Source organism: Streptomyces niveiscabiei (genome assembly GCF_033794345.1).
In the GTDB taxonomy this organism is placed as follows: Bacteria; Actinomycetota; Actinomycetes; order Streptomycetales; family Streptomycetaceae; genus Streptomyces; species Streptomyces niveiscabiei.
The window spans coordinates 1-20,754 of sequence record NZ_JARAYJ010000065.1 but is presented as its reverse complement, the minus strand read 5'-3'; the positions used below and the strand labels follow the sequence as shown (position 1 = coordinate 20,754).

Genomic DNA, 20,754 nt, shown 5'->3' with positions numbered 1-20,754 from the left:
CAGGGGCAGGGCCCCCGGAAGCCGTGACGGGCCCGAGCGGATGCCCTCGCGGGTGGGGCGGAACACTCCGGCGTCACGGGCTGCCGCCCACAGCGCCCGGGCTCCCTCGCAGGCCGACACAGACGCCCGGCAAGCCGAACCCGAGCCCGGCCGGAGCCGACACAGACGCCCGGCAAGCCGAGCCCGAGCCCGGCCGCGGCCCCGTCAGACGCCCTCAGCGGCCGTCTGAGCCCCCGCGGACGGCTCCGCCGAAGCCGCGCGCCTCAAATGATCCGCGAGGGCCGTGACGGCCGCCTGCGGCCCGTCCTTGACGCCCCAGGCCAGCAGGTGGTGCCGCCGGGCCCAGGGGTCCTGGAGTTCGCACACGTCCAGCGGCCGGTCCGGATCGAGGGCCCGGCGCGGGACGACCGCGAGGCCGACGCCGCCCGCGGCGAGCGCGACCTGGACGTTCAGGCTCGCGACGGTCGTCCGGTACCGCACCACCGGCGCGCGCTCCCCGAGGCGCCGTTCGATCCAGCGGCGCAGCGACGAACTCTCGTCGAGCCCGACGAGCGGATGCTCGGCGACCTCGTCGTACGACAGGGCCGTGCGCCCGGAGAGGATCCCTCCGGCCTGGCCGATCACGACGAGGGAGTCGTCGCCCAGCGGCTCGGTCCGCAGCCCGCAGTCGCGGGCCTCGGCGTCCAGGACGACCCCCAGGTCCGCCTGTCCGTCGGCGAGCCGGCGCACGGTCCCCGGGGTGGGGCTGTCGCAGACCGTGACGTCGACGTCCGGGTGCGCGCGCAGGAACGTCACCAGGGCGCGCGGCACGAGCCGGTGCATGGCGGAGCCGCCGCCCAGCAGGACCAGCGGGGCCGTGGGTGAGCGGCTGTAGCTGGCGACGGCGCTCTCCAGGCGCGCGGTCCGGTCGAGGACGTCGCGCGCGTGCCGGGCGAGCGTCGTGCCCGCCGGGGTGGGCCGTACGCCGCGCCGCCCGCGCACCAGGAGCGGCACACCGGCCTGCCGCTCCAACGCGCGTACGCGCGCGCTGGCCGACGGGAGGCTCAGGTGCATCCGCCGGGCGCCGCCGGTGATCGACCCCTCCGTCACGGTGTGGAGGAAGAGCCGCAGGTCGTCCAGGTCGTAGCGCACGGCCTCAGCCTATGGCTGTGCCTGAGGCAGGATGAGCCGATCGCGCATTGTGGGCGTGCCGGTCGTGCGGGGATGCTCGTCGGGTGTCCGAGTTGCTGCTCGTCCTGCTGGCCGGGGTCGCCTCCGGTGCCCTGAACGCCATAGGGGGTGGCGGTACGTTCGTCGCGCTGCCCTCCCTCGTCGCCCTCGGCGTGCCGCCGGTCACCGCGAACGCGGTGTCCCGGGTCGCGCTCGTGCCCGGCTCGGTGGCGAGTGCGTGGGTGTACCGGCGGGAGATCGAGCAGGTCAAGGGGGTCTCCACGCGCGCGCTGACGGCGGCCGGTGTCGTCGGCGGCCTGGCCGGCGCGGGTCTCCTGCTGGCGCTGCCGGCCTCGTCGTTCGACGCTGCGGTGCCCTGGCTGCTGGCCTTCGCGACGGTGACCCTGGCCTGCGGCCCCCGCCTCTCCCAATCCCTCGCCGCCTCGCGCGGGCGCGCGACCCTGCTGTCCCCGCCCGCCCTGCTGACGGGCCAGTTCCTGCTCGGTGTGTACGGCGGATACTTCGGCGGAGCCGTAGGCATCATGATGATGGCCCTGTGGAGCGTCGGTACGGGTCTCGACGCGGCGACCGGCAATCCGATGCGTACGGCGCAGGTGACGGCCGTCTACCTGAGCGCGACAGTCCTGTTCCTCGCCGCCTCCGACGCACTGAGCGCCCCGCGCCATCTGACGGCCCTCCTCGCGGGCGCGGTGATCGGCGGCTTCGCCGGGGCGCATCTGGGCCGCCGCATGCCGTCCCGGCTGCTCCGGGGCACCGTCCTGGCGACGGCGGCGGCGATGACCGTCCTGTACTTCCTGCGCGGGTGAAGGGAGCCGATCCGGTGGACGACGACATTCCGACGGTGCTCCGCGCGCGGCTCGTCGTCTCGTACCAGGCGTGCGCCCTGTCCGATCTCGCGCGCGGGGCCGTCCCGATCGCCGGGGACGGCGACGGGGCCCTCCTGGCGGAGGCCGCCGGCATCCTCGCCGCCGCCCGTCGCCTCCTGGAGGCCGCGGTCGTCCACGAGCGCCTCGCGGGCGCGGGCTGGGACGTCGTCGGCGCGGCCCTGGGCCTCTCGCCCCGCGCCGCCCGCGTCCTCTTCGCCCTCGCCGAGGCGGCCCTCCACGACCAACTACGGCGCCCTGAAGCCCCCGACGCGCCCCGGACGCCCCAACTCCCGTCCTACGTCCTCCAGGAGCCCCTGGAGGCCGCTGCGGACCTCGACGACTGGGTCCTGCGTCACGCCGACGGCGACGAGGCCCCGGGGACGGCCCCGGTCTCCGGCGCCCTGTCCCGGACGCCCCGTCAGCCAGGAACGTCCGGGTAAAACAGAAGACCCCATCCGACTGGATGGGGTCTTCTCAACCGCTCTCGCATGGCGAGCAGTTGTTGCGGGTGGACCTGAGGGGATTTGAACCCCTGGCCCCCTCGATGCGAACGAGGTGCGCTACCGGACTGCGCCACAGGCCCTTGCAACGAGTGAAACTCTAGCACCCTCATCGCCCTGCTCGGAAATCCGTCCCCCGGGGGGAGCCGGGGGCCCGGTCGCAGGTCACGGGGTGGACGGTCATTCGTTGGCCGCGCGCGGGCGCTCGCCGTCCTCGTACTGGTCGAACAGCGGCGTGCGCCCGCGTTCGCGGGAGCGGCGGGCCGAGGCGGCGCGGCGGGCGTCGGAGCGTTCGTCGCCGTCCGCGCGCGCGGTGTCGTCGTCGGCCGGGGACTCCGGGGGAGCCGTTCCGTCCTGCGCCTCGTGGTCCGGGGCGACCGCGCTGGAGCGGGCGGAGCTCCAGGTGTCCGGGGCGCCGAGGTCGACGTCGGACGTCGCGCGCGGGGCGACGGGAGCGGTGACGTACGTCGGCAGGGGCACCGGTACGGGGTCCCAGCTGTCGCCGTGGTCGGGGCGGCGCTGGCGTTCGCGCTGCTGGTCGACCCACTCGGCGTGGTCGGTCTGCTCGACGAGCGCGCGGCGGTCGGCGGCCAGGGCGAGCAGGCCGGGGTCCTCGGGCTCGGCCGCCGGTTCGGGCTCCTCTGCGGGGACGTCGAACGCCTCCGTGGACACCGACGCGGACGAGCGGCGGTGCGGCTGGCGGACGCGTTCCTTGAGGCGCTGGGCGGCGACCTCCGCGCGCTGGCGGTCCATCTGGACGGCGAAGCGGCGGCGCTCCTGGGAGCGCAGGTAGGCGATGTACGCGCTGAGCAGGACGGCGGGCACACCGGGCGCCCACAGGAACGCGAGCCCCCCGACGGCGGCGATGACCGCGCCCAGGGTGAAGGCGAGGAAGAGCAGGACCGTGGTGCGGCGGCGGCGCGCGAGGGCCTTCGAACGCTGCGCCCGCTCGGCCGTCCGGCCGGTGGCGCGCGCGGGGGGCGTGCGCCGGGCGCCGGGTACGCGCTGCTGGGCGGGAGCGGCGTGCCCTTCACGGGCGTCCCGCGCGTCCCGGACGTCCCGGGAAACGTTCGCCTCACGCGCGGGATGCGCCTCGCGCGCGGCACCCACCTCGCGTCCGGCACCCGCGTCCCGCGCCGGATTCTCCCGCCCGGGGTGCGCCTCGCGCGCGTGCGCGCCATCGGCGTCCTGCACGGAATGCGCCGAGTGCCCCTGCGGGCGCCCCGGAGGCATGGCGAAGGCCCGGACGTCCACCGGTTCGGTGGCGACGTCCAGGGCGTCGTCGTCGGGCTCCCCCGCCTCGGCGGAGCGGGCCCTCAGGTCCCGGGCGTACCGGCGCTCCATCCCCGCCCGGCCGGACAGCAACCGGATGGCTGTGCTGAAGCGTTCCGTCGGACGGGCCTCGTTCAGCTCGTCCTGCCTACGGAGCCACATCGGCACCAAGTAGGCGGCCCAGGCCCCGACAATGACTGCGTAGATGAGGCCGCTGCTGCTCACGCCTCACACCGTAGAGGGATTTGGTTGAGGCCATCCGCCAATTGGGCCGGTGTGTCGCACGATCTGGCTGATATTTCGAGCTTTTTTTGTGACCGATGCGATCAGCAGACCGCATCGGACCGGAACTTCAGCGTTTTGAGACGGTCATCGGCCGACGATTTTCGAACACATATTCAATTTCCCGGTCCGGTGGGATTGCCCGGCGCGCGGTGCCGGTCGTACGAGCGGCGCCAGCGGTTCAGGAGCCCTTCGGGTACTTCCTCGGCGGTGAGTGCGAACACGAGGTGGTCGCGCCAGGCGCCGTCGATGTGCAGATAACGGGGCCTGAGGCCCTCCTCCCGGAATCCGAGTTTCTCCACCACGCGGCGGCTCGGGCCGTTCTCGGGGCGAATGCAGACCTCGATGCGGTGCAGTCCCACGGTGCGGAAACAGTGGTCGACGACGAGCGCGACGGACGTCGGCATGACGCCGCGCCCGGCCACCGCCTCGTCGACCCAGTACCCGACGTGCCCGGAGCACATGGAGCCCCAGGTGATGCCGGCGACCGTCAACTGGCCGACGAGGCGCCCCTGGTACTCGATGACGAACGGCAGCATGCGGCCCGCGTTCGCCTCGGAGCGCAGGTGGCGGACCATCTGCCGGTAGGTCGGCCGGTGCGCGAGAGGGCCGTTCGGCGCGGGCGGCGGGATCGTCGCCTCCCAGGGGCGCAGCCAGTCGCGGTTGCGCCGGTTGACCTCGCGCCAGGCGCTCTGGTCGCGGACCTTTATCGGCCGCAGGACGATGTCGCCGTCCACCAGCCGCGCGGGCCAGGATGGGGTGTTCAGCTCGCACCCCCGGCTCCGGGATGGTCGCCGCCGCGGATCTGGTCGACGGCGTGGACCAGGAGGGGTTCCAGGACGGCCAGCCCGTCCTTCACCCCGCCGGTGGAGCCCGGCAGGTTGACGACGAGCGTGTCGCGCGCAAGGCCGGCGAGGCCGCGGGAGAGCGCCGCGGTGGGGACCTTGTCGCGGCCGTACGCGCGGATGGCCTCGGCGATGCCGGGGATCTCGCGGTCGAGGACCGCGCGGGTCGCCTCGGGGGTGCGGTCGGTGGGCGAGACGCCGGTGCCGCCGGTGGTGACGATGACGTCGTACCCGGCGTCCACGCCCGCGCGCAGGGCCGTCTCCACGGGGTCGCCGTCGGGGACGATCTGGGGGCCGTCCACGGCGAAGCCGAGGGCGCGCAGGCCCTCGGCGACCAGCGGGCCGCCCTTGTCCTCGTAGACGCCCGCGGAGGCCCGGTTGGAGGCCGTCACGACCAGCGCGGAGTACGGCGCGAGCAGCGCGCCGCCGACGGACGGGTCGAGTGTCATGTCCTGCTCCAGTCGCCCGACTTGCCGCCCGTCTTCTCCAGAACCCGCACGTCCGTGATGACCGCTCCCTTGTCGACCGCCTTGACCATGTCGATCACGGTGAGCGCGGCGACGGAGACGGCGGTGAGGGCCTCCATCTCGACGCCCGTGCGGTCCGCCGTGCGGACCGTGGCGAGGATCTCCACGGCGTCGTCCGCGACCGACAGGTCCAGTGTCACACCGGACAACGACAGCGGGTGGCACAACGGGATCAGGTCCGGGGTGCGCTTGGCCCCCATGATGCCCGCGATGCGCGCCACGGCGAGCGCGTCGCCCTTGGGGACGCCCTCGCCGCGCAGCAGCTCGACCACGCGCGGGGAGACGAGGACGCGGCCGGACGCGCGCGCGGTGCGGGCCGTCACATCCTTGCCGGTCACGTCGACCATCCGGGCGGCGCCCGCCTCGTCGATATGCGTCAGTCGGTCCTGCGTGCTCATGCTGTGTGGCGCTCCCGGTCCGGCCCTGTTGTGCGCGACACGGTACTCCCCGGCCGACGGGACGACGGAACGGGACCGTCCTGCGGGCGGGCGCCTCAGCCGAGGAGGACGACCTCGACGTCGGTGCCCGGCTCAACACGGTCGACGTCCTCGGGGACGACGATCAGCGCGTCCGCGTGCGCGAGGGCGGCGACCAGGTGGGAACCGGCGCCGCCGACGGGGCTAACGGTGCCGTCGGCGCAGGTGGCGCGCAGGTACTGGCGGCGGCCCGCCGGGGACGTGAGGGGCTTGTCGGCGGTGAGCCGCGCGCGCGTGGTGGGCCGGTGGAGATCCGTGAGGCCCATCAGCGCGCGGATGGCGGGCCGGACGAACAGCTCGAAGGAGACGTACGACGAGACCGGGTTGCCGGGCAGCGCCAGCAGGGGCGTGTGGTCGGGGCCGACCGTGCCGAAGCCCTGGGGCTTGCCGGGCTGCATGGCGAGCGTGCGGAAGTCGACGCCCGCACCCGCCTCGTCCTCGTCGGCGACGGACGACAGCGCCTCCTTGACGACGTCGTACGCGCCGACGCTGACGCCACCGGTGGTCACCAGCAGGTCGGCGCGCACCAGTTGGTCCTCGATGGTGGAGCGCAGCGTCTCGGGGTCGTCGGCGACCGCGCCCACGCGGTAGGCGATCGCTCCGGCGTCGCGGGCGGCGGCGGTGAGGGCGAAGCTGTTGGAGTCGAAGATCTGCCCATCGGCCAACTGCTCGCCGGGCTGGATCAGTTCGCTGCCGGTGGACAGGACGACCACGCGCGGGCGCGGGCGTACGCGGACGGTGCCCCGGCCGATCGCGGCGAGCAGGGCGATCTGCGGCGGCCCGAGGACCGTACCGGCGCTCAGCGCGCGGTCGCCCGCGCGGACGTCGCTGCCCTGCGCGCGTACGTGCGCGCGGGCCTCGGCGGGCCGGTGCACGCGCACCTGCCCGAAGGCGCCCTCCGGGGCGAGGCTGTGCGCGCGCATGGAGCCGACCGGGCCCTCGCCGAGCCCGCCGTCGGTCCACTCGACGGGGACGACGGTCTCGGCGCCGGGCGGCAGGGGGGCGCCGGTCATGATGCGGGCGGCCTGGCCGGGGCCCACGTGCAGGAGGGCCGCCTGCGCTCCCGCCGCGACGTCCCCGACGACCTCCAGGGCGGCCGGGAACTCCTGGCTCGCGCCCGCGACGTCCGCGACCCGGACCGCGTACCCGTCCATGGAGCTGTTGTCGAACGGCGGCAGGGAGACCGCGACCGTGACGTCCTCGACGAGGACGCAGCCCTGGGCGTCGAGGAGTTGCAGCTCGATGGGTTCGAGGGGGCGGACGGTCGCGAGGACGTCCTCAAGGTGCTCGTCCACGGACCAGGTGCGGTCCTGGGCGGCGGGGCGCGGTGCGGCGGTGCTCAACGCGGCTGCAACTCCTCGGTGACGTAACGGTGGAGCCAGGTCCGGAAGTCCGGTCCCAGGTCTTCACGTTCGCACGCGAGTCTGACAATGGCACGCAGGTAGTCGCCGCGGTCGCCGGTGTCATAGCGGCGGCCCTTGAAGACGACGCCGTGCACAGGGCCGCCGGCGGTCTCGTCCTGGGCGAGCTGCTGGAGGGCGTCGGTGAGCTGGATCTCGCCCCCGCGCCCGGGTGCGGTGGTGCGCAGGATGCCGAAGACGGCCGGGTCGAGGACGTAGCGGCCGATGATCGCGTAGTTGGACGGGGCGTCCGCGGGTTCCGGCTTCTCGACGAGGCCGGTCACCTCGACGACGTCGGCGTCGGCGGTGGGCCGCACGGCCGCGCAGCCGTAGAGGTGGATCTGCTCGGGGGCGACCTCCATGAGGGCGACGACGCTGCCGCCGTGCCGCTCCTGGACCTCGATCATGCGCTGGAGCAGGGGGTCGCGCGGGTCGATCAGGTCGTCGCCCAGGAGGACCGCGAAGGGCTCCTGGCCGACGTGCGGGGCCGCGCACAGCACCGCGTGGCCCAGGCCCTTGGGGTCGCCCTGGCGCACGTAGTGCATGGTCGCGAGGTCGCTGGACTCCTGGACCTTGGAGAGCCGGGCCGCGTCGCCCTTCTTCTGGAGCGCTGACTCGAGCTCGTAGTTGCGGTCGAAGTGGTCCTCCAGGGGCCGCTTGTTGCGGCCGGTCACCATGAGGACGTCGTCGAGACCGGCGGACACGGCCTCCTCGACCACGTACTGGATCGCGGGCTTGTCCACGACCGGCAGCATCTCCTTGGGCGTCGCCTTCGTCGCCGGCAGGAACCGGGTTCCGAGGCCGGCCGCGGGGATGACAGCCTTGCTGATCCTGGGGTGGGACTGAGTCATGGCGGTCACCCTATCCGGTGCTCTTGAGCGGAATCTGTGACACCGGATCACGGATGCTCATATGAGCGTATTCGAGACAGTGCGGAGTGATGCATGAGCCCGACCGACGGCCCGGCGGCGTCCGGCAAGCGCGAGCTGCGGCGGCAACTCCTCGCCGTACGCGCCGGGTTGACCCCCGGCGACCTGCGGGGATCGGCCGCCGCCCTGGCCGAACGCGCGCTGGAGCTGCCGGAGCTGGCGCACGCGCGCGCGGTGGCGGCGTACGTCTCCGTCGGGAGCGAGCCGGGCACGCTCGCGCTCCTGGACGCGCTGCGCGCGCGGGGCGCGCGCGTCCTGCTGCCCGCGCTGCTGCCGGACAACGACCTGGACTGGGGCCCGTACGACGGCGAGGGCTCCCTCGCGAGCGTGCGGCACGGCGGGCGGATGGCCCTCCTGGAGCCCGTCGGCGAACGGCTCGGCCCGGACGCCGTGACGGGCGCCGACGTCGTCCTGCTGCCCGGCCTCGCGGTCGACGCGCGCGGAATGCGGCTGGGGCGCGGAGGGGGGTCGTACGACCGGGTGCTGGCGCGGCTGGAGCGGGCGGGGTCGGGTGCGGCGCTGGTGGTGCTCCTGTACGACGGCGAGGTCGTCGAGCGGGTGCCGGCGGAGGAGCACGACCGGCCGGTGCACGCGGTGGTGACGCCGTCGGGGGTACGTCGGTACGGCACCGTAGCGTCGTAACGAGATCGTAGCGTCGCAACGTACCCGTGTCGACGATACGGTGCCGTGGCGACTGACGGAAAAAGGGGCCCTCGCGCGGAGGGCCCCTTTTTCCGTCAGTCGCGCGTGCGCGTCACGGCTTCAGTGTGAGCGTGTCGCTCGTGCTGTCGTCGACGGACTTCGACGTGAAGGACCAGTCGAGGAGTTCGCCGTTGGCCCACTTGCCGGTCTGGTCGGTGTAGTGGGCGCTGAAGGCGTGTCCCGAGGCGCCGGAGAGGTTGATCCACTTCGACTTGTCGAAGTCGTCGAGGTTGACGACCATCCGCATCGAGGGGACCCAGACGACGCCGTAGCCGCCGGCCGCGTTCCAGCCGGTCGCGTTGACCGCGGCCTCGCCGCCGCTGAGCTTCCAGGGGCCGCGGTTGAGGATGTACCGCAGGAAGTCGGGGCCTTCGGTGCCGAGGGTCTGGTTCTTCAGGAACAGCCGGTGCAGGCGGCCCCAGCTCCAGGTGTCCATGTCCTTGCCGAGCTTGGCGGTCAGCTCCCAGCGGGCGTCGATCAGCGCGCGCTTGAAGAGGCCGTCGCGGTTCACGGCGCCGGGACGGGTGCCGGAGCGGGGCGTCTTCCACCAGTCGCTCTTGGGCTTGTCGATGAGGTTGCGCACGACCTCGAACCAGCGGTCGCCGCCGTCGGGCTGCGCCTGGTCGGCGTCGCGCATGCCGCACTCGCGGACCTTCTGCGTGTCGTCGACAGGGCCGGTGGAGTTGACCGGATCGACCCACAGGCACTGTCCCTCGACGCGCAGTTCCTTGGGGAGCTTGTTGCCGAAGGCGAGCTTGAGGATGTTGCGCCACACGGCGTTGAAGTAGGCGGCAGCGGCGGAGTCGGCGTCCTGGGTGTAGTCCCAGCCCTGGAGGAGCTTCTGGGCCTCGCGGACGTCCGGGTCGTCGATGTCGATCTTCAGGAGCCTCGGCACGAGGAGCTTGGCGATCTCGCTGCTGCTGTCGAGCTGCATCTGGCGCATGTCGTCGGTGGAGATCTTGCCGCCGCCCTCGATCTTCTGCTTGATCAGGTCGGTGATGCGCTGGCTGCGGGTGCCGTAGCCCCAGTCGGTGGTGAGCGTGTACGGGTAGTCGCCGGGGTCGACGACGGCCTGGTTGGCGGTGACGATGTAGCCGCGCTCGGGGTTGTACTCGTTCGGCAGCTGGTCGAACTTCAGGTAGCCCGTCCACGCGTACTTGGCGTCCCAGCCGGGGGCGGGGATGGAGCCGTCGTGGTTCTTCCCGCGCGTGGGGATCTTCCCCGGCAGCTGGTAGCCGATGTCGTTCTTGGTGTCGGCGTAGATCAAGTTCTGCGAGGGGACGTCGAAGAGCTTGGCGGCGTCGCGGAAGCTCTCCCAGTCGGACGCCTTGTTCATCGCGAAGACGGCGTCCATGGTGGTGCCGGGTTCGAGGGCGGTCCACTTCAGGGCGACGCCGTAGCCGTCGCCGCGGTCCGGCGCCGAGGAGGTGACGCCGGCCTTCTTGCCGACGTCGACGAGTTCGTCGTTGCGGTCGGACAGCAGGGGCATGCCGTCCTCGGTCTGCCGTACGACGATCTTCTTGGCCTCGGAGCCCGCGACGCCGATGGTCTCCTCGCGCGTGACGAACGGGCGGACCTTGCCGTCGTACTCGTAGCCGTCGCCGGTGATCTTCTCCAGGTAGAGGTCGGTGACGTCGACGCCGGAGTTGGTCATGCCCCAGGCGATGTTCTGGTTGTGGCCGATGACGACGCCCGGCATGCCCGCGAAGGTGTAGCCGGTGACGTCGTACTGGCAGGTCGCGGAGACGGTGCGGCAGTGCAGGCCCATCTGGTACCAGACGGAGGGCAGCGAGGCCGTCAGGTGCGGGTCGTTGGCCAGGAGGGGCTTGCCGGTGATCGTGTGCTCCCCGGCGACGACCCACGAGTTGGAGCCGATGCCGTTGCCGTTCACGCCGACGGCCTCGGGAAGGTCGTCGAGGACCCCGTTGAGGCCCGCCAGCTGGCCCTGGAGGGCCGAGGAGCCCTGGGTCGAGGTTCCGGAGCCCGAGCCGCTTCCCGAGCCCGTGGAGGAGCCGCTGGAGCTTCCGGAGGAGGAGCCGGACGAGGAGGAGCCCGAGGACCCCGACGACGAGCCGCCCGAGTCGCCCGAGCCGCTCTTCGACTCGAACTCGCCGGTCAGCTCGTCGTACTGGCCTTCCTGGACGATCGCCTGGTTGCGGCTGTACGGGTACGCCGGATACAGGTCGGCGATCTGCTGCGGGCCGAGGCGGCTGGTCATGAGGGCGCGGTCGATCTCGTCCTTCATGTTGCCGCGCAGGTCCCAGGCCATCGCCTTGAGCCAGGACACCGAGTCGACGGGGGTCCACTCGGCCGGCTTGTAGTCGTTGGTGAAGCCCAGGGCCGCGTATTCGAGGGAGATGTCCTCGCCGGACTTGCCCTTGAGGTACGCGTTGACCCCCTTGGCGTACGCCTGGAGGTACTTCTTCGTGGAGGCCGACAGGACCTTGTCGTACTCCTGCTTGGCGACGCGGTCCCAGCCCAGGGTGCGCAGGAATTCGTCGTTCTCGATCTGGCCCTTGCCGAACATCTCCGACAGGCGCCCGGAGGTCATGTGGCGGCGTACGTCCATCTCGTAGAACCGGTCCTGCGCCTGGACGTAGCCCTGCGCCATGAACAGGTCGGCGTCGGAGGAGGCGTAGATCTGCGGGATGCCGTAGCCGTCGCGCTTGACCTCGACCGGACCGGACAGCCCGTCCAGCTTGATCTCGCCCGTCGTCTGCGGGAACGAGGCCCGGACCGTGCTGACGGACCAGTACCCGCCGTAGGCGATTCCCCCGATCACCGCCAGGACCAGGACGATCACGATCAGGCGGGCTTTGCGCCCCTTTTTCCTGCCGGACTTGCCGGGCTTGTCGCCCGTTGTGGCGGTGGTATTCGGGGGCATCGCTGTCCTTGCTGTCCTAACGCGAGCGGCAGGTCGGGCTGTGACTTTGAATGAACGCTGGAGCAACCATAGGCGCAGGGCCTGAGGCCACTTGACTCGGAGTCGGGAACGCGGGCGCGCGGGCGCCGGTCCACACCTCGGCGAGCGTCAAGAAATCGTCAAGAGTTAGGTAAGGTAACGAAGTAGTTGGCTGTACGGCGCCGGCACGTCCTGTCCGATGTGTTCATGCGCCCCCGCCGGCCCCTCTCGCCAGACAAGGAATCCGCCACTGACCGTCCATCACCTCAACCAGCTCCTGCTCGTCTGCTCGCTCGTCCTGCTCGTCGCCGTCGCGGCCGTACGGATCTCCTCGCGCAGCGGGCTCCCCAGCCTGCTCGTCTACCTGGGGATCGGCGTCCTCATGGGCCAGGACGGCATCGGTGACATCCACTTCAGCAACGCCGAGATGACCCAGGTCATCGGGTACGCGGCCCTGGTCGTGATCCTCGCCGAGGGCGGTCTGGGGACGAAGTGGAAGGAGGTCGGGCCCGCGCTGCCCTCGGCCTCCGCGCTGGCGCTCGGCGGAGTCGCGGTGAGCGTCGGGGTGACGGCGACGGCCGCGCACTACCTGGTGGGCCTGGAGTGGCGGCAGGCGCTCATCATCGGCGCGGTGGTGTCGTCGACGGACGCCGCGGCGGTCTTCTCCGTCCTGCGCCGCATCCCGCTGCCCGCGCGCGTGACGGGCACCCTGGAGGCCGAGTCGGGGTTCAACGACGCCCCGGTCGTCATCCTGGTGGTCGCGTTCTCGACGGCGGGCCCCGTCGAGCACTGGTACGTGCTGCTCGGCGAGATAGCCCTGGAGCTGGCCATCGGCGCGGCGATCGGCCTCGCGGTCGGCTTCGCGGGCGCGTGGGGGCTTCGGCACGTCGCGCTGCCCGCCTCCGGCCTCTACCCGATCGCCGTCATGGCCATCGCCGTCACCGCGTACGCGGGCGGCGCGCTCGCGCACGGCAGTGGCTTCCTCGCCGTCTACCTCGCCTCGATGGTGCTCGGCAACGCGAAGCTGCCGCACTGGCCCGCCACGCGCGGGTTCGCCGAAGGACTCGGCTGGATCGCCCAGATCGGCATGTTCGTCCTACTCGGCCTGCTGGTCACACCGCACGAGCTGGGCGACGACTTCATGCCCGCGCTGATCATCGGACTGGTCCTGACGACGGTCGCGCGCCCGCTGAGCGTCCTGCTGTGCCTGCTGCCGTTCCGGGTGCCCTGGCAGGAACAGGCGCTGATGTCCTGGGCGGGGCTGCGCGGCGCGGTGCCCATCATCCTGGCGACGATCCCCATGGTGAGCGGCGTCGACGGCAGCCAACGGATCTTCAACATCGTCTTCGTGCTGGTCGTCGTCTACACGCTCGTGCAGGGGCCCACGCTCCCCTGGCTCGCCCGCACCCTGCGCCTGGGCGAGGGCGGCGAGGCGACCGACCTGGGGATCGAATCGGCGCCCCTGGAGCGGCTGCGCGGTCATCTTCTGTCCGTCGCGATCCCGGAGGGGTCCAAGATGCACGGCGTCGAGGTCGGCGAACTGCGCCTGCCCGCGGGCGCCGCGGTCACCCTCGTCGTCCGCGACGATGCCTCCTTCGTGCCGTCCCCGACGACCGTCCTGCGGTACGGCGACGAGTTGCTCGTCGTCGCCACCGACCCCGTGCGGGACGCCGCCGAGAAGCGCCTGCGCGCGGTGGGCCACGGCGGCAAGCTCGCCGGCTGGCTGGGGACGGACGGGAGAGGTGAACCGCGGGCGAAGCGTTAACGACAGGTTTCGCGGTGCTCATTCTCACAGGCCACGAAGGGGCACCACCCCTGTACGATGAACGCGACCTAGATCGAACCAACTCTGTCTGAAGCAGAGCTGGCGCGACCGTATGGCGGCCGGAACGCCCTCTCCGAAGAGGGCGACGGTATCTACCGCAGCGCGCAAGAGGACAGCTCTCGGCGTCCCCCACCGGGCGCGCTACCAGGCGGCAGAAAGGCACGGGCCGTGGCATCCACGGTCACCAGGAAGTCAGCCGAAGGCCGTCCCGGATACGGGCAGCTCCTGCGCACGCGCGGGGCGTGGACCTTCCTGCTGCCGGGCTTCGCGGCACGCCAGCCGTTCGCGATGCTCACCATCTCCATCGTGCTCCTCGTCCAGCACACCACCGGCTCGTACGGCGCGGCAGGCGCGGCGGCGGCCGTCACCGGTGTCTCCCTGGCCCTGTTCTCGCCCTTCAGCGGCCGTCTCGCCGACCGGTACGGGCAGCGGGCGGTCCTGCTGCCCGGCGTCGTCGTGCACGCCCTGTCGGGCCTCACGCTGACCGCCCTCGCGCTGGCCGACGCCCCCCTGTGGGCGCTGTTCGCGGCGGCCGTCCCCACCGGCGCCTCGGTGCCGCAGGTCGGGCCCATGGTGCGCGCGCGGTGGGGCGTGACGCTGAAGGACTCGCCCCTGATGCCGACGGCGGCGGCCTTCGAGTCCGTCACCGACGAGCTGACGTTCGTCGTCGGCCCGCTGCTGGCGACCGCCCTGTGCACCGCCGTCCACCCGGCCGCCGGGCTCGTCACGGAAGCCGCCCTGACGCTGGTCGGCGGGCTGCTGTTCGCCGCGCAGAAGAGCACCCAGCCGCCGGTCGCCGCGAACGGGCACGCGCGCGTGGAGCACGCCTCCGCGCTGCGCGTCCCCGGCGTGCGCGTGCTGATCGTCGCGTTCCTCGGCATCGGGTCCGTCTTCGGCGGCATGCAGGTGTCGCTGGCCGCGTTCACCGAGTCGATCGGCGAACCCGGGCTGAACGGCGTCCTGTACGGCACGTTCGCCGCCGGGAACATGCTGTCGGGCGTCGTCTGCGGCGCGATCGCCTGGAAGGTCGCCCCGAGGCGCCGGCTGCTCGTCGCGTACGGCGCGCTCGCGCTGGTCGCCTCCGGGCTGTGGGCCGCGCACTCGGTGCTGCTGCTCGCCGGGCTCGGGCTGCTGGTCGGCGTGTGCATCGCGCCCGCGCTGATCACCGGTTACACGCTGGTCGAGGAGCTGGTTCCGGCGGGCGCGCGCACGGAGGCGTTCACGTGGATGACCGGTGCGGTCGCGCTGGGGCAGGCGGCGGCCGTCACGGTCGCCGGGCAGCTGGAGGACCGCCTCTGGGACGGCTCCGGGTTCCTCGTGCCCATGGGCGGCACGCTGCTGGCCCTGGTGACCGTCCTGGCGCTGCGTTCACGGCTCGCGTCGCCCGCGCGCGGGAGGACGGTCGCACGTGGCGTCGGTCACCGCGTGCCGGTGGCAGTGGACTGATCCCCGGGAATACGTCACTATGGACCCTCGTTAGCACTCATCGAGTGAGAGTGCCAGGAGGAAGACAGTGCCGACCTACCAGTACCAGTGCACCGAGTGCGGCGAGGGCCTTGAGGCGGTGCAGAAGTTCACCGACGACGCCCTGACCGAGTGCCCCAGCTGCGGTGGCCGCCTGAAAAAGGTGTTCTCCGCGGTCGGCATCGTCTTCAAGGGCTCCGGCTTCTACCGCAACGACAGCCGCGGCTCGTCGTCGAGCAGCTCGCCCGCGTCGGCCAAGTCGTCGTCCTCGTCCTCCTCGTCCACCACGGACTCGAAGCCGTCGTCCGACGCGAAGCCCGCCTCGGACTCCAAGCCGTCCGCCGGCACCACCGCCGCCTGACGCACCTCGCTTCCGAAGACCCCGCCGTCCCGCGACGGCGGGGTCTTCGTCGTCAGCGGCTACTGTTCCGTGCATGACGAACGCAGAGATCGGCGTGATCGGCGGCTCCGGCTTCTACTCGTTCCTCGACGACGTCACCGAGATACAGGTCGAGACTCCGTACGGGGCGCCCAGTGACTCCCTCTTCCTCGGCGAGGTCGCCGGCCGGCGGGTCGCGTTCCTGCCCCGGCACGGGCGCGGGCACCATCTGCCGCCCCACCGGATCAACTACCGGGCCAACCTCTGGGCGCTCAGGTCCGTCGGGGTGCGGCAGGTGCTCGGGCCGTGCGCGGTGGGCGGGCTGCGCCCCGAGTACGGGCCCGGGACGCTGCTGGTCCCCGACCAGCTGGTGGACCGTACGAAGTCCCGGGCGAACACGTACTTCGACGGGCTGCCGCTGCCCGACGGGACCGTGCCGAACGTCGTGCACGTCTCGCTGGCCGACCCGTACTGCCCGGCCGGGCGCGCGGTCGCGCTGAAGGCCGCGCGGGGGCGGGACTGGGAGGCCGTGGACGGCGGGACGCTGGCCGTGATCGAGGGGCCGCGGTTCTCGACGCGTGCGGAATCGCTGTGGCACCGGGCCCAGGGGTGGTCGGTCGTGGGGATGACCGGGCATCCGGAGGCCGCGCTCGCCCGTGAACTGGAGCTCTGCTACACGTCGTTGACGCTGGTCACGGATCTGGACGCCGGGGCGGAGACGGGTGAGGGCGTGTCCCACGAGGAGGTGCTCGCCGTGTTCTCGGCGAATGTGGGGCGGCTGCGGGATGTGCTGTTCGACGTGGTGGCGGGGCTGCCGGCGTCGGACGTGCGGGAGTGTCTGTGTGTGGACGCGCTGGGCGGGATGGACCCGGGGTTCGTGCTGCCCTAGCACGTCAGCCCTGGTTCTTCCCAGGCCGGCGCCACGTTCGGGTGACGGGGTTTTCCCCAGGGGCCGGGGTTGTCCACAGGGCGCGGCGGAGGGTTGCGGAAGAGGTCATCGTGGGTCTCGCAGGCCGGATGTGCGGCCTGTGCGGTCCGCCGGGGGTGCCGGGCGGCCGTCCCTTCGTCGCCGGTGGTGATCCCCATGACCGTTCCGCCTCCCTCCTCCTCGTACTCCCCGCCCGGTGCGGACACCCCGGCCACCTGCGAGGTGCCGCACTTCTCGCCCGTGCGGGTGCGGGGCGCGGGGTATCTGCTGGGGCGGCTCGCCCGGCAGCGCAGGCGGGCGCTGGCGCTGGGGCTCGCGGTGACCGCCGTGGCGCTCGTGGCGGCGGGGGCGTCCCAGGACGGCGGCCGAGGCGGCGGCCAGGACGCCGCCGAGCGGGCCCGTGGCCGTCCCCGCGCCGCCCCTCCCCGCGCCACCGCGCCACCCGGCAGGCCGGTCGGCGTCGAGACCGTGTCGGCGCCGGTGCGGATCGCCGACGCGGAGACGGTACGGCTGCTGCGGCCCGGCGACCGGGTCGACGTGATCGCCTCCGCGCAGACCGCGACGGACGCGGGCGAGGCCCGGGTGGTGGCGCGCGGGGCGGTGGTGTCGAAGGTGCCCGAGCCGGTGGGCGCGAGCCCGGACGGCGGGGCCCTGGTCGTCTTCTCCGTCCCCCGCGAGGCCGCCGCGCGGCTGGCCGGCGCGGGGGTCGCGGAACGGCTGGCGGTGACGCTGTGGTGAGCGACTTCGTCCGATATGTGTACGGTCCGGCGTCGTCAAGTCCCTCGTTCGAGCTACCGAATTGGACATGTACGCCTCGCTCTGGCGTAGGTTGCGGAGCTGTTCGTTCCGCAGTCGGAGCAAGTGAGGAGTGTCACCGAGGTGAGCGAGAAGAAGGGGGCCGGTGTCTGGGACGGCTTCAAGGCCTTCCTGACGCGTGGCAACGTCGTCGATCTGGCGGTAGCGGTGGTCATCGGCGCCGCCTTCACGAACATCGTCAACTCGGTGGTGAAGGGCGTCATCAACCCGCTGGTGGGTGCGATCGGCACGAAGAACCTGGACAGCTACAGCACGTGTCTGAAGAAGCCGTGCGAGCTGGCGAGCGACGGCTCGCTGAAGAGCGGCGTCCTGATCCAGTGGGGGTCGGTGCTCGGGGCGACGCTGAGCTTCCTGATCACGGCCGCGGTCGTGTACTTCCTGATGGTGCTGCCGATGTCGAAGTACCTGGCGCGGCAGACGGCCCGGCAGAAGGCCAAGGAGGGCACGCAGGAGGTCATCGAGGTGTCCGAGCTGGAGGTCCTCAAGGAGATCCGGGACGCTCTGGTCGCCCAGCGCGGTTCGGGGCACGACGAGCGGTAGACGCGTTCTCCTCGGCCCTGCGGGCGGCGTCCGGCCTCGCCCGCGGGGCCGTTCGGCTTTCCGGGGTGCTGCGGAGGCTGGGCGGGGGCCTGTGGGGGCTCGCGCGGGGTCAGATGTGGTGGGGCGGCTTCTCGTCGAGGAAGCGCTTGAGGTCGGCCGCCGCGTCGCCGGTCGCCGTCGGGGACTCGCCCCAGCCGCGGTCCGTGTCGTCCGAGGACGGGCGGTCCAGGGGGTCGTCGAAGACCAGCGCGGCCTTCGGGTCACGGGGTTCGGCGGCGGAGGGGGTGCTCATCCCTCCAGGGTACGGGGGCGGGAGCCGGGCCGGGGGCCTCGGCGGAGGGGCGGAGGCCGGAGGCGCGCGGTGGGTCTGTGGTGCGGGGGAAGGCGGGGTCTGCTGTGCTGGTGGGCATGACGACCGGTTCGGTTCCTTCGGACGCCTCCTCCGGGCCCTCGGGCTCCCACAGCTCGCCTCCTCCGGGGCGGCCCGTACGGCCGCTCACCGCGCGTCGGCGCGACGAGGCGCACCGGGTGGCGTCGCCGCTGGAGCTGTTCTTCGACCTGTGCTTCGTGGTGGCGGTCGCGCAGGCGGGCGTCGGGCTGGTGCACGCCGTGGCGGAGGGGCACGCGGGACAGGGCGTCCTGCACTACGCGATGGTGTTCTTCTCCGTGTGGTGGGCGTGAACCAACGCAACAACACTTTATCGCAGGGGCGTTGAGCTGGGGAGATGAACGCAGAGAGCCCCGCCCGTGTGCCATGGGGGCGGCTCACGGGCGGTGTCACGGAGGTCTACGTGTACTTGCGGGCGAAGTTGGGGTTCCGCCGCCGTGCTTCCCGTAGCTCTGCTGCGGCGTTGCGGTCGTAGGTGTCCCACGCGTGCTCGCGCGGGTGCTCGGCGATCAAGTAACAGGCGTCGGGGTCGTCGCCGTCTGCGAGTGCCTCACATGTCATGGCCCATTCGAGCCGGACCGGTCCGTCAGTCGGCCAGCGCGACCACAAACACCCCGGTCCCTCTTTCCGGTCTTCGACAAACCCGCAATGGTCCCCGTCGTGCCACATGGCCAACAGGCAGGTTGTAGGACCCGCGTACTCGGCAAGCCGGTTGGGCAGGGATTCACCTCCTTCCCGCGTAGCGTCCAGTACGGCACGTAAGGGAATGAGGGTTTCTGCTTTGCACAGCGGCATCATCGCGCGCTGATCCTTCCTGGGAACCCTGCTAGTGCGGGTGCTGCTTGGGCTGTTCGAACGGGTCCAGGTCGTCGCCGGGAGTGATCTCGAACGGCAGCGCGTCTTGCATCGGTAAGAACAGTTCGACGCTGCACTCTTCACAGCCGGGGCAACCGACGTCTTCGGTCATCGGGCACGCCACGTACAGGTAAGCCCTTCACGAGAAAGACCCCGCCCGACATGCCTCAGGGGAAAGGTCACAGCGGGCGGGGTCGCTTGAGGGTGGATCAGGCGGCGAACCGGGCGACGGCCCACGCCACGACGAGAGTCCACACGGCCGCAGCGAGGACGACCACGACGGTGCACACGGCCTTCATGCGAGTTCCAGCGTGGACGGCAGCGCGCTCCACTCGATGCCGCCGCCTTCGGGCCGGACGTACGCCACGAGTCCCGGTTTCCGGTAGGCGGGAAGTTGGGTCTCGTCCACGCCCTCATAGATGGCCATGAGGACGCCCGTGCGTTTGCCGTCCGTGACGGTCTTCCCGATGTGCTTAGCGGTCACCATGGGCCGCCTCCTGCGGGCACTCGGGGCAGTTCTCGTAGGGACAGGGGGCGAAAGTCGGCGTGGGGAGTTCGATCTCCCCGGTCTGGACGTTGGGGACGCCGCCGTACTCGGTCCGCCAGTCCATCAGGGGCGCCTCTGCGGCTTCTTCCGTGCCGTCCAGGAGCTGAACCAACTGGGGTTTACCCAGGGCGCTCACGCGGGCGTTGGGCCACTTCACGGGGTCACCTCGCTGTGCGCCTCCGCCACGTGCCGCGTCCACAGCACGGCCGCGTCGCTCGCTGCCGACGGGTCGCGGTGCTCGTTCGGCTTGCCGTCCTTCGTCTTCGTGGCCATGCGCCTGAACCACTCGTTCACGTGCGCCTCGCAGTCGGCACAGTTGCCGATGATCTCGGGCGTGATGAATGGCTCCCAGGGGTACGGCTGTTCGGGCTTTTCGCTTGTACCGTTGGGCACGTCGTCAACCTCCAGTCGGTTGGTGGCCACGCCCCCGGCCGGTCGCACGGCGCGGGGGTTTGTCGTTACACCAGTCAACGCCGGAGGCCAGCAGCCGACTTGCACACTTCTTGCACAGTTGCCCAGCGCACTTCACAAGGCTTTGGGACCCTGGAGGGGAGAACGTCACCAAGCGGGGAAGTCGTCAGACATGGACGCTGCACAGGTACCTGGTCCTGGCTCGAACGTGGCCAAGCGCCGTAAGGAACAACGCCTCAGCCAAGTGGCCCTTGCCCGAAAGTCAGGGGTGTCGGTGTCCCTGCTGAGCAAGATCGAAGTTGGGGACCGAGCACTCACCCCAGGCGTAGGCGCTGCCATTGCGCGAGCATTGAACCTGACCCTTGACGAACTCTTGGGTAGCGCGCCGGAGGAAAACCTTAACGAACTCAACTTCGTCATTCGAAGGTTTGATATCCCCGGCCCACCTCCAGAGCATCCAGAAACTCTTCAGCAAGAAGTCGACGATCTTAATCAGCTCCGATACAACTCGGAACTTTCCGGGATTCTCCAGAGGCTCCCCGGAGTGCTATCCAGAGTTACAAACTATGCCCATTTCGTACAGCAACCGAAAGCGTGGACCCTGGTTGCCGACGTTTACGGGACCGTGTATTGGCTAAGACTTGTCCCGTAAATGATCTCTGACATGGTCGGTGACCTGCTCGTTTCTTCGTCATCCGGCCAGTGTGAGGTTGTGCAGTCGGGCGATGCC

The 20,754-nt window shown here is 71.5% G+C and carries 24 protein-coding genes, 1 tRNA gene and 1 pseudogene; 11 read left to right on the top strand and 15 right to left on the bottom strand.

Features of this window, described 5'->3' with window-relative positions; genetic code table 11:
- Window positions 1-204: 204 nt before the first annotated feature.
- Window positions 205-1,131 carry a LysR family transcriptional regulator gene (locus PV682_RS42255; RefSeq protein ID WP_319737986.1) on the bottom strand — a complete coding sequence of 309 codons (927 nt, stop codon included), beginning with the start codon at window positions 1,129-1,131 and terminating at the stop codon, window positions 205-207.
- 83 nt (window positions 1,132-1,214) lie between these two features.
- Here PV682_RS42255 and PV682_RS42250 point away from each other — a divergent pair, with 83 nt between their 5' ends.
- Together PV682_RS42250 and PV682_RS42245 are read left to right on the top strand one after the other, a co-directional pair.
- Window positions 1,215-1,976, top strand: a complete 762-nt coding sequence (locus tag PV682_RS42250; protein ID WP_319737984.1) for a sulfite exporter TauE/SafE family protein — start codon at window positions 1,215-1,217, stop codon at window positions 1,974-1,976.
- A gap of 14 nt (window positions 1,977-1,990) precedes the next feature.
- Window positions 1,991-2,476 carry a hypothetical protein gene (locus PV682_RS42245; RefSeq protein WP_319737983.1) on the top strand — a complete coding sequence of 162 codons (486 nt, stop codon included), beginning with the start codon at window positions 1,991-1,993 and terminating at the stop codon, window positions 2,474-2,476.
- A 69-nt stretch (window positions 2,477-2,545) separates the two neighbouring features.
- On the opposite strand, the gene PV682_RS42240 is transcribed toward PV682_RS42245, so the two are convergent.
- From PV682_RS42240 to galU, 7 genes are all read right to left on the bottom strand, one after another.
- Window positions 2,546-2,619 (bottom strand) — tRNA-Ala (locus PV682_RS42240).
- Window positions 2,620-2,716: 97 nt separating this feature from the next.
- Window positions 2,717-4,033 (bottom strand): divisome protein SepX/GlpR, encoded by a 1,317-nt coding sequence (sepX, locus tag PV682_RS42235; protein WP_319737982.1) that lies wholly within the window; start codon window positions 4,031-4,033, stop codon window positions 2,717-2,719.
- Window positions 4,034-4,206: 173 nt separating this feature from the next.
- Window positions 4,207-4,827: a GNAT family N-acetyltransferase gene (locus PV682_RS42230; RefSeq protein ID WP_319737981.1), complete on the bottom strand. Its 621-nt coding sequence runs from the start codon at window positions 4,825-4,827 to the stop codon at window positions 4,207-4,209.
- 26 nt (window positions 4,828-4,853) lie between these two features.
- Entirely contained in the window at window positions 4,854-5,384 is a 531-nt protein-coding gene (locus tag PV682_RS42225; RefSeq protein WP_319737980.1) for a MogA/MoaB family molybdenum cofactor biosynthesis protein, read from the bottom strand.
- Complete coding sequence (gene moaC / locus PV682_RS42220) at window positions 5,381-5,860, bottom strand: cyclic pyranopterin monophosphate synthase MoaC (protein WP_319737979.1); 480 nt, start codon at window positions 5,858-5,860, stop codon at window positions 5,381-5,383. Before moaC ends, PV682_RS42225 begins: the two co-directional genes overlap by 4 nt.
- A 95-nt stretch (window positions 5,861-5,955) precedes the next feature.
- The gene (gene glp, locus PV682_RS42215; protein ID WP_319737977.1) at window positions 5,956-7,281 is read right to left on the bottom strand and encodes a molybdotransferase-like divisome protein Glp; all 1,326 of its coding nucleotides are present in this window, start codon (window positions 7,279-7,281) and stop codon (window positions 5,956-5,958) included.
- Complete coding sequence (galU, locus tag PV682_RS42210; protein WP_319737975.1) at window positions 7,278-8,189, bottom strand: UTP--glucose-1-phosphate uridylyltransferase GalU; 912 nt, start codon at window positions 8,187-8,189, stop codon at window positions 7,278-7,280. Before galU ends, glp begins: the two co-directional genes overlap by 4 nt.
- A 93-nt stretch (window positions 8,190-8,282) precedes the next feature.
- On the opposite strand from galU, the gene PV682_RS42205 reads away from it, so the two are divergent.
- Window positions 8,283-8,909 (top strand): 5-formyltetrahydrofolate cyclo-ligase, encoded by a 627-nt coding sequence (locus tag PV682_RS42205; RefSeq protein WP_319737974.1) that lies wholly within the window; start codon window positions 8,283-8,285, stop codon window positions 8,907-8,909.
- 112 nt (window positions 8,910-9,021) lie between these two features.
- Here PV682_RS42205 and PV682_RS42200 read toward each other — a convergent pair whose 3' ends face one another.
- Window positions 9,022-11,853: a penicillin acylase family protein gene (locus PV682_RS42200; RefSeq protein WP_319737973.1), complete on the bottom strand. Its 2,832-nt coding sequence runs from the start codon at window positions 11,851-11,853 to the stop codon at window positions 9,022-9,024.
- Window positions 11,854-12,070: 217 nt separating this feature from the next.
- On the opposite strand from PV682_RS42200, the gene PV682_RS42195 reads away from it, so the two are divergent.
- The 6 genes from PV682_RS42195 to mscL all read left to right on the top strand — a co-directional run bounded on the left by PV682_RS42195 (window position 12,071) and on the right by mscL (window position 17,823).
- Window positions 12,071-13,636, top strand: coding sequence for a potassium/proton antiporter (locus tag PV682_RS42195; RefSeq protein ID WP_319737972.1), 1,566 nt, complete (start codon window positions 12,071-12,073; stop codon window positions 13,634-13,636).
- 228 nt (window positions 13,637-13,864) lie between these two features.
- Complete coding sequence (locus PV682_RS42190) at window positions 13,865-15,142, top strand: MFS transporter (protein ID WP_319737971.1); 1,278 nt, start codon at window positions 13,865-13,867, stop codon at window positions 15,140-15,142.
- A 67-nt stretch (window positions 15,143-15,209) separates the two neighbouring features.
- Window positions 15,210-15,521: an FmdB family zinc ribbon protein gene (locus PV682_RS42185; protein ID WP_319737969.1), complete on the top strand. Its 312-nt coding sequence runs from the start codon at window positions 15,210-15,212 to the stop codon at window positions 15,519-15,521.
- Window positions 15,522-15,594: 73 nt separating this feature from the next.
- Complete coding sequence (locus tag PV682_RS42180) at window positions 15,595-16,428, top strand: S-methyl-5'-thioadenosine phosphorylase (protein ID WP_319737968.1); 834 nt, start codon at window positions 15,595-15,597, stop codon at window positions 16,426-16,428.
- 195 nt (window positions 16,429-16,623) lie between these two features.
- The gene (locus PV682_RS42175) at window positions 16,624-17,205 is read left to right on the top strand and encodes a hypothetical protein (protein ID WP_319737966.1); all 582 of its coding nucleotides are present in this window, start codon (window positions 16,624-16,626) and stop codon (window positions 17,203-17,205) included.
- Between the two features lie 141 nt (window positions 17,206-17,346).
- The gene (gene mscL / locus PV682_RS42170) at window positions 17,347-17,823 is read left to right on the top strand and encodes a large conductance mechanosensitive channel protein MscL (protein WP_319737964.1); all 477 of its coding nucleotides are present in this window, start codon (window positions 17,347-17,349) and stop codon (window positions 17,821-17,823) included.
- A 109-nt stretch (window positions 17,824-17,932) separates the two neighbouring features.
- Here the strand turns inward: mscL and PV682_RS42165 are convergent, their stop codons facing one another.
- On the bottom strand, window positions 17,933-18,115 hold the full coding sequence (locus tag PV682_RS42165) for a hypothetical protein (RefSeq protein WP_112476545.1): 183 nt from the start codon (window positions 18,113-18,115) through the stop codon (window positions 17,933-17,935).
- A 116-nt stretch (window positions 18,116-18,231) separates the two neighbouring features.
- Here PV682_RS42165 and PV682_RS42160 point away from each other — a divergent pair.
- Window positions 18,232-18,501 (top strand): annotated as a pseudogene (locus tag PV682_RS42160) (low temperature requirement protein A); the annotation flags it as partial.
- 109 nt (window positions 18,502-18,610) lie between these two features.
- Here the strand turns inward: PV682_RS42160 and PV682_RS42155 are convergent.
- From PV682_RS42155 to PV682_RS42135, 5 genes are all read right to left on the bottom strand, one after another.
- On the bottom strand, window positions 18,611-18,772 hold the full coding sequence (locus tag PV682_RS42155) for a hypothetical protein (RefSeq protein ID WP_319737962.1): 162 nt from the start codon (window positions 18,770-18,772) through the stop codon (window positions 18,611-18,613).
- A gap of 265 nt (window positions 18,773-19,037) precedes the next feature.
- On the bottom strand, window positions 19,038-19,178 hold the full coding sequence (locus tag PV682_RS42150; RefSeq protein WP_319737961.1) for a hypothetical protein: 141 nt from the start codon (window positions 19,176-19,178) through the stop codon (window positions 19,038-19,040).
- Between the two features lie 183 nt (window positions 19,179-19,361).
- Complete coding sequence (locus tag PV682_RS42145; protein ID WP_319737960.1) at window positions 19,362-19,553, bottom strand: hypothetical protein; 192 nt, start codon at window positions 19,551-19,553, stop codon at window positions 19,362-19,364.
- Entirely contained in the window at window positions 19,540-19,770 is a 231-nt protein-coding gene (locus tag PV682_RS42140) for a hypothetical protein (protein ID WP_319737959.1), read from the bottom strand. Before PV682_RS42140 ends, PV682_RS42145 begins: the two co-directional genes overlap by 14 nt.
- Complete coding sequence (locus PV682_RS42135; RefSeq protein WP_319737999.1) at window positions 19,767-20,006, bottom strand: hypothetical protein; 240 nt, start codon at window positions 20,004-20,006, stop codon at window positions 19,767-19,769. Before PV682_RS42135 ends, PV682_RS42140 begins: the two co-directional genes overlap by 4 nt.
- On the opposite strand from PV682_RS42135, the gene PV682_RS42130 reads away from it, so the two are divergent.
- Complete coding sequence (locus PV682_RS42130) at window positions 19,936-20,676, top strand: helix-turn-helix domain-containing protein (protein ID WP_319737997.1); 741 nt, start codon at window positions 19,936-19,938, stop codon at window positions 20,674-20,676. The two genes, PV682_RS42135 and PV682_RS42130, sit on opposite strands and share 71 nt — an antisense overlap.
- Window positions 20,677-20,754: the final 78 nt, after the last annotated feature.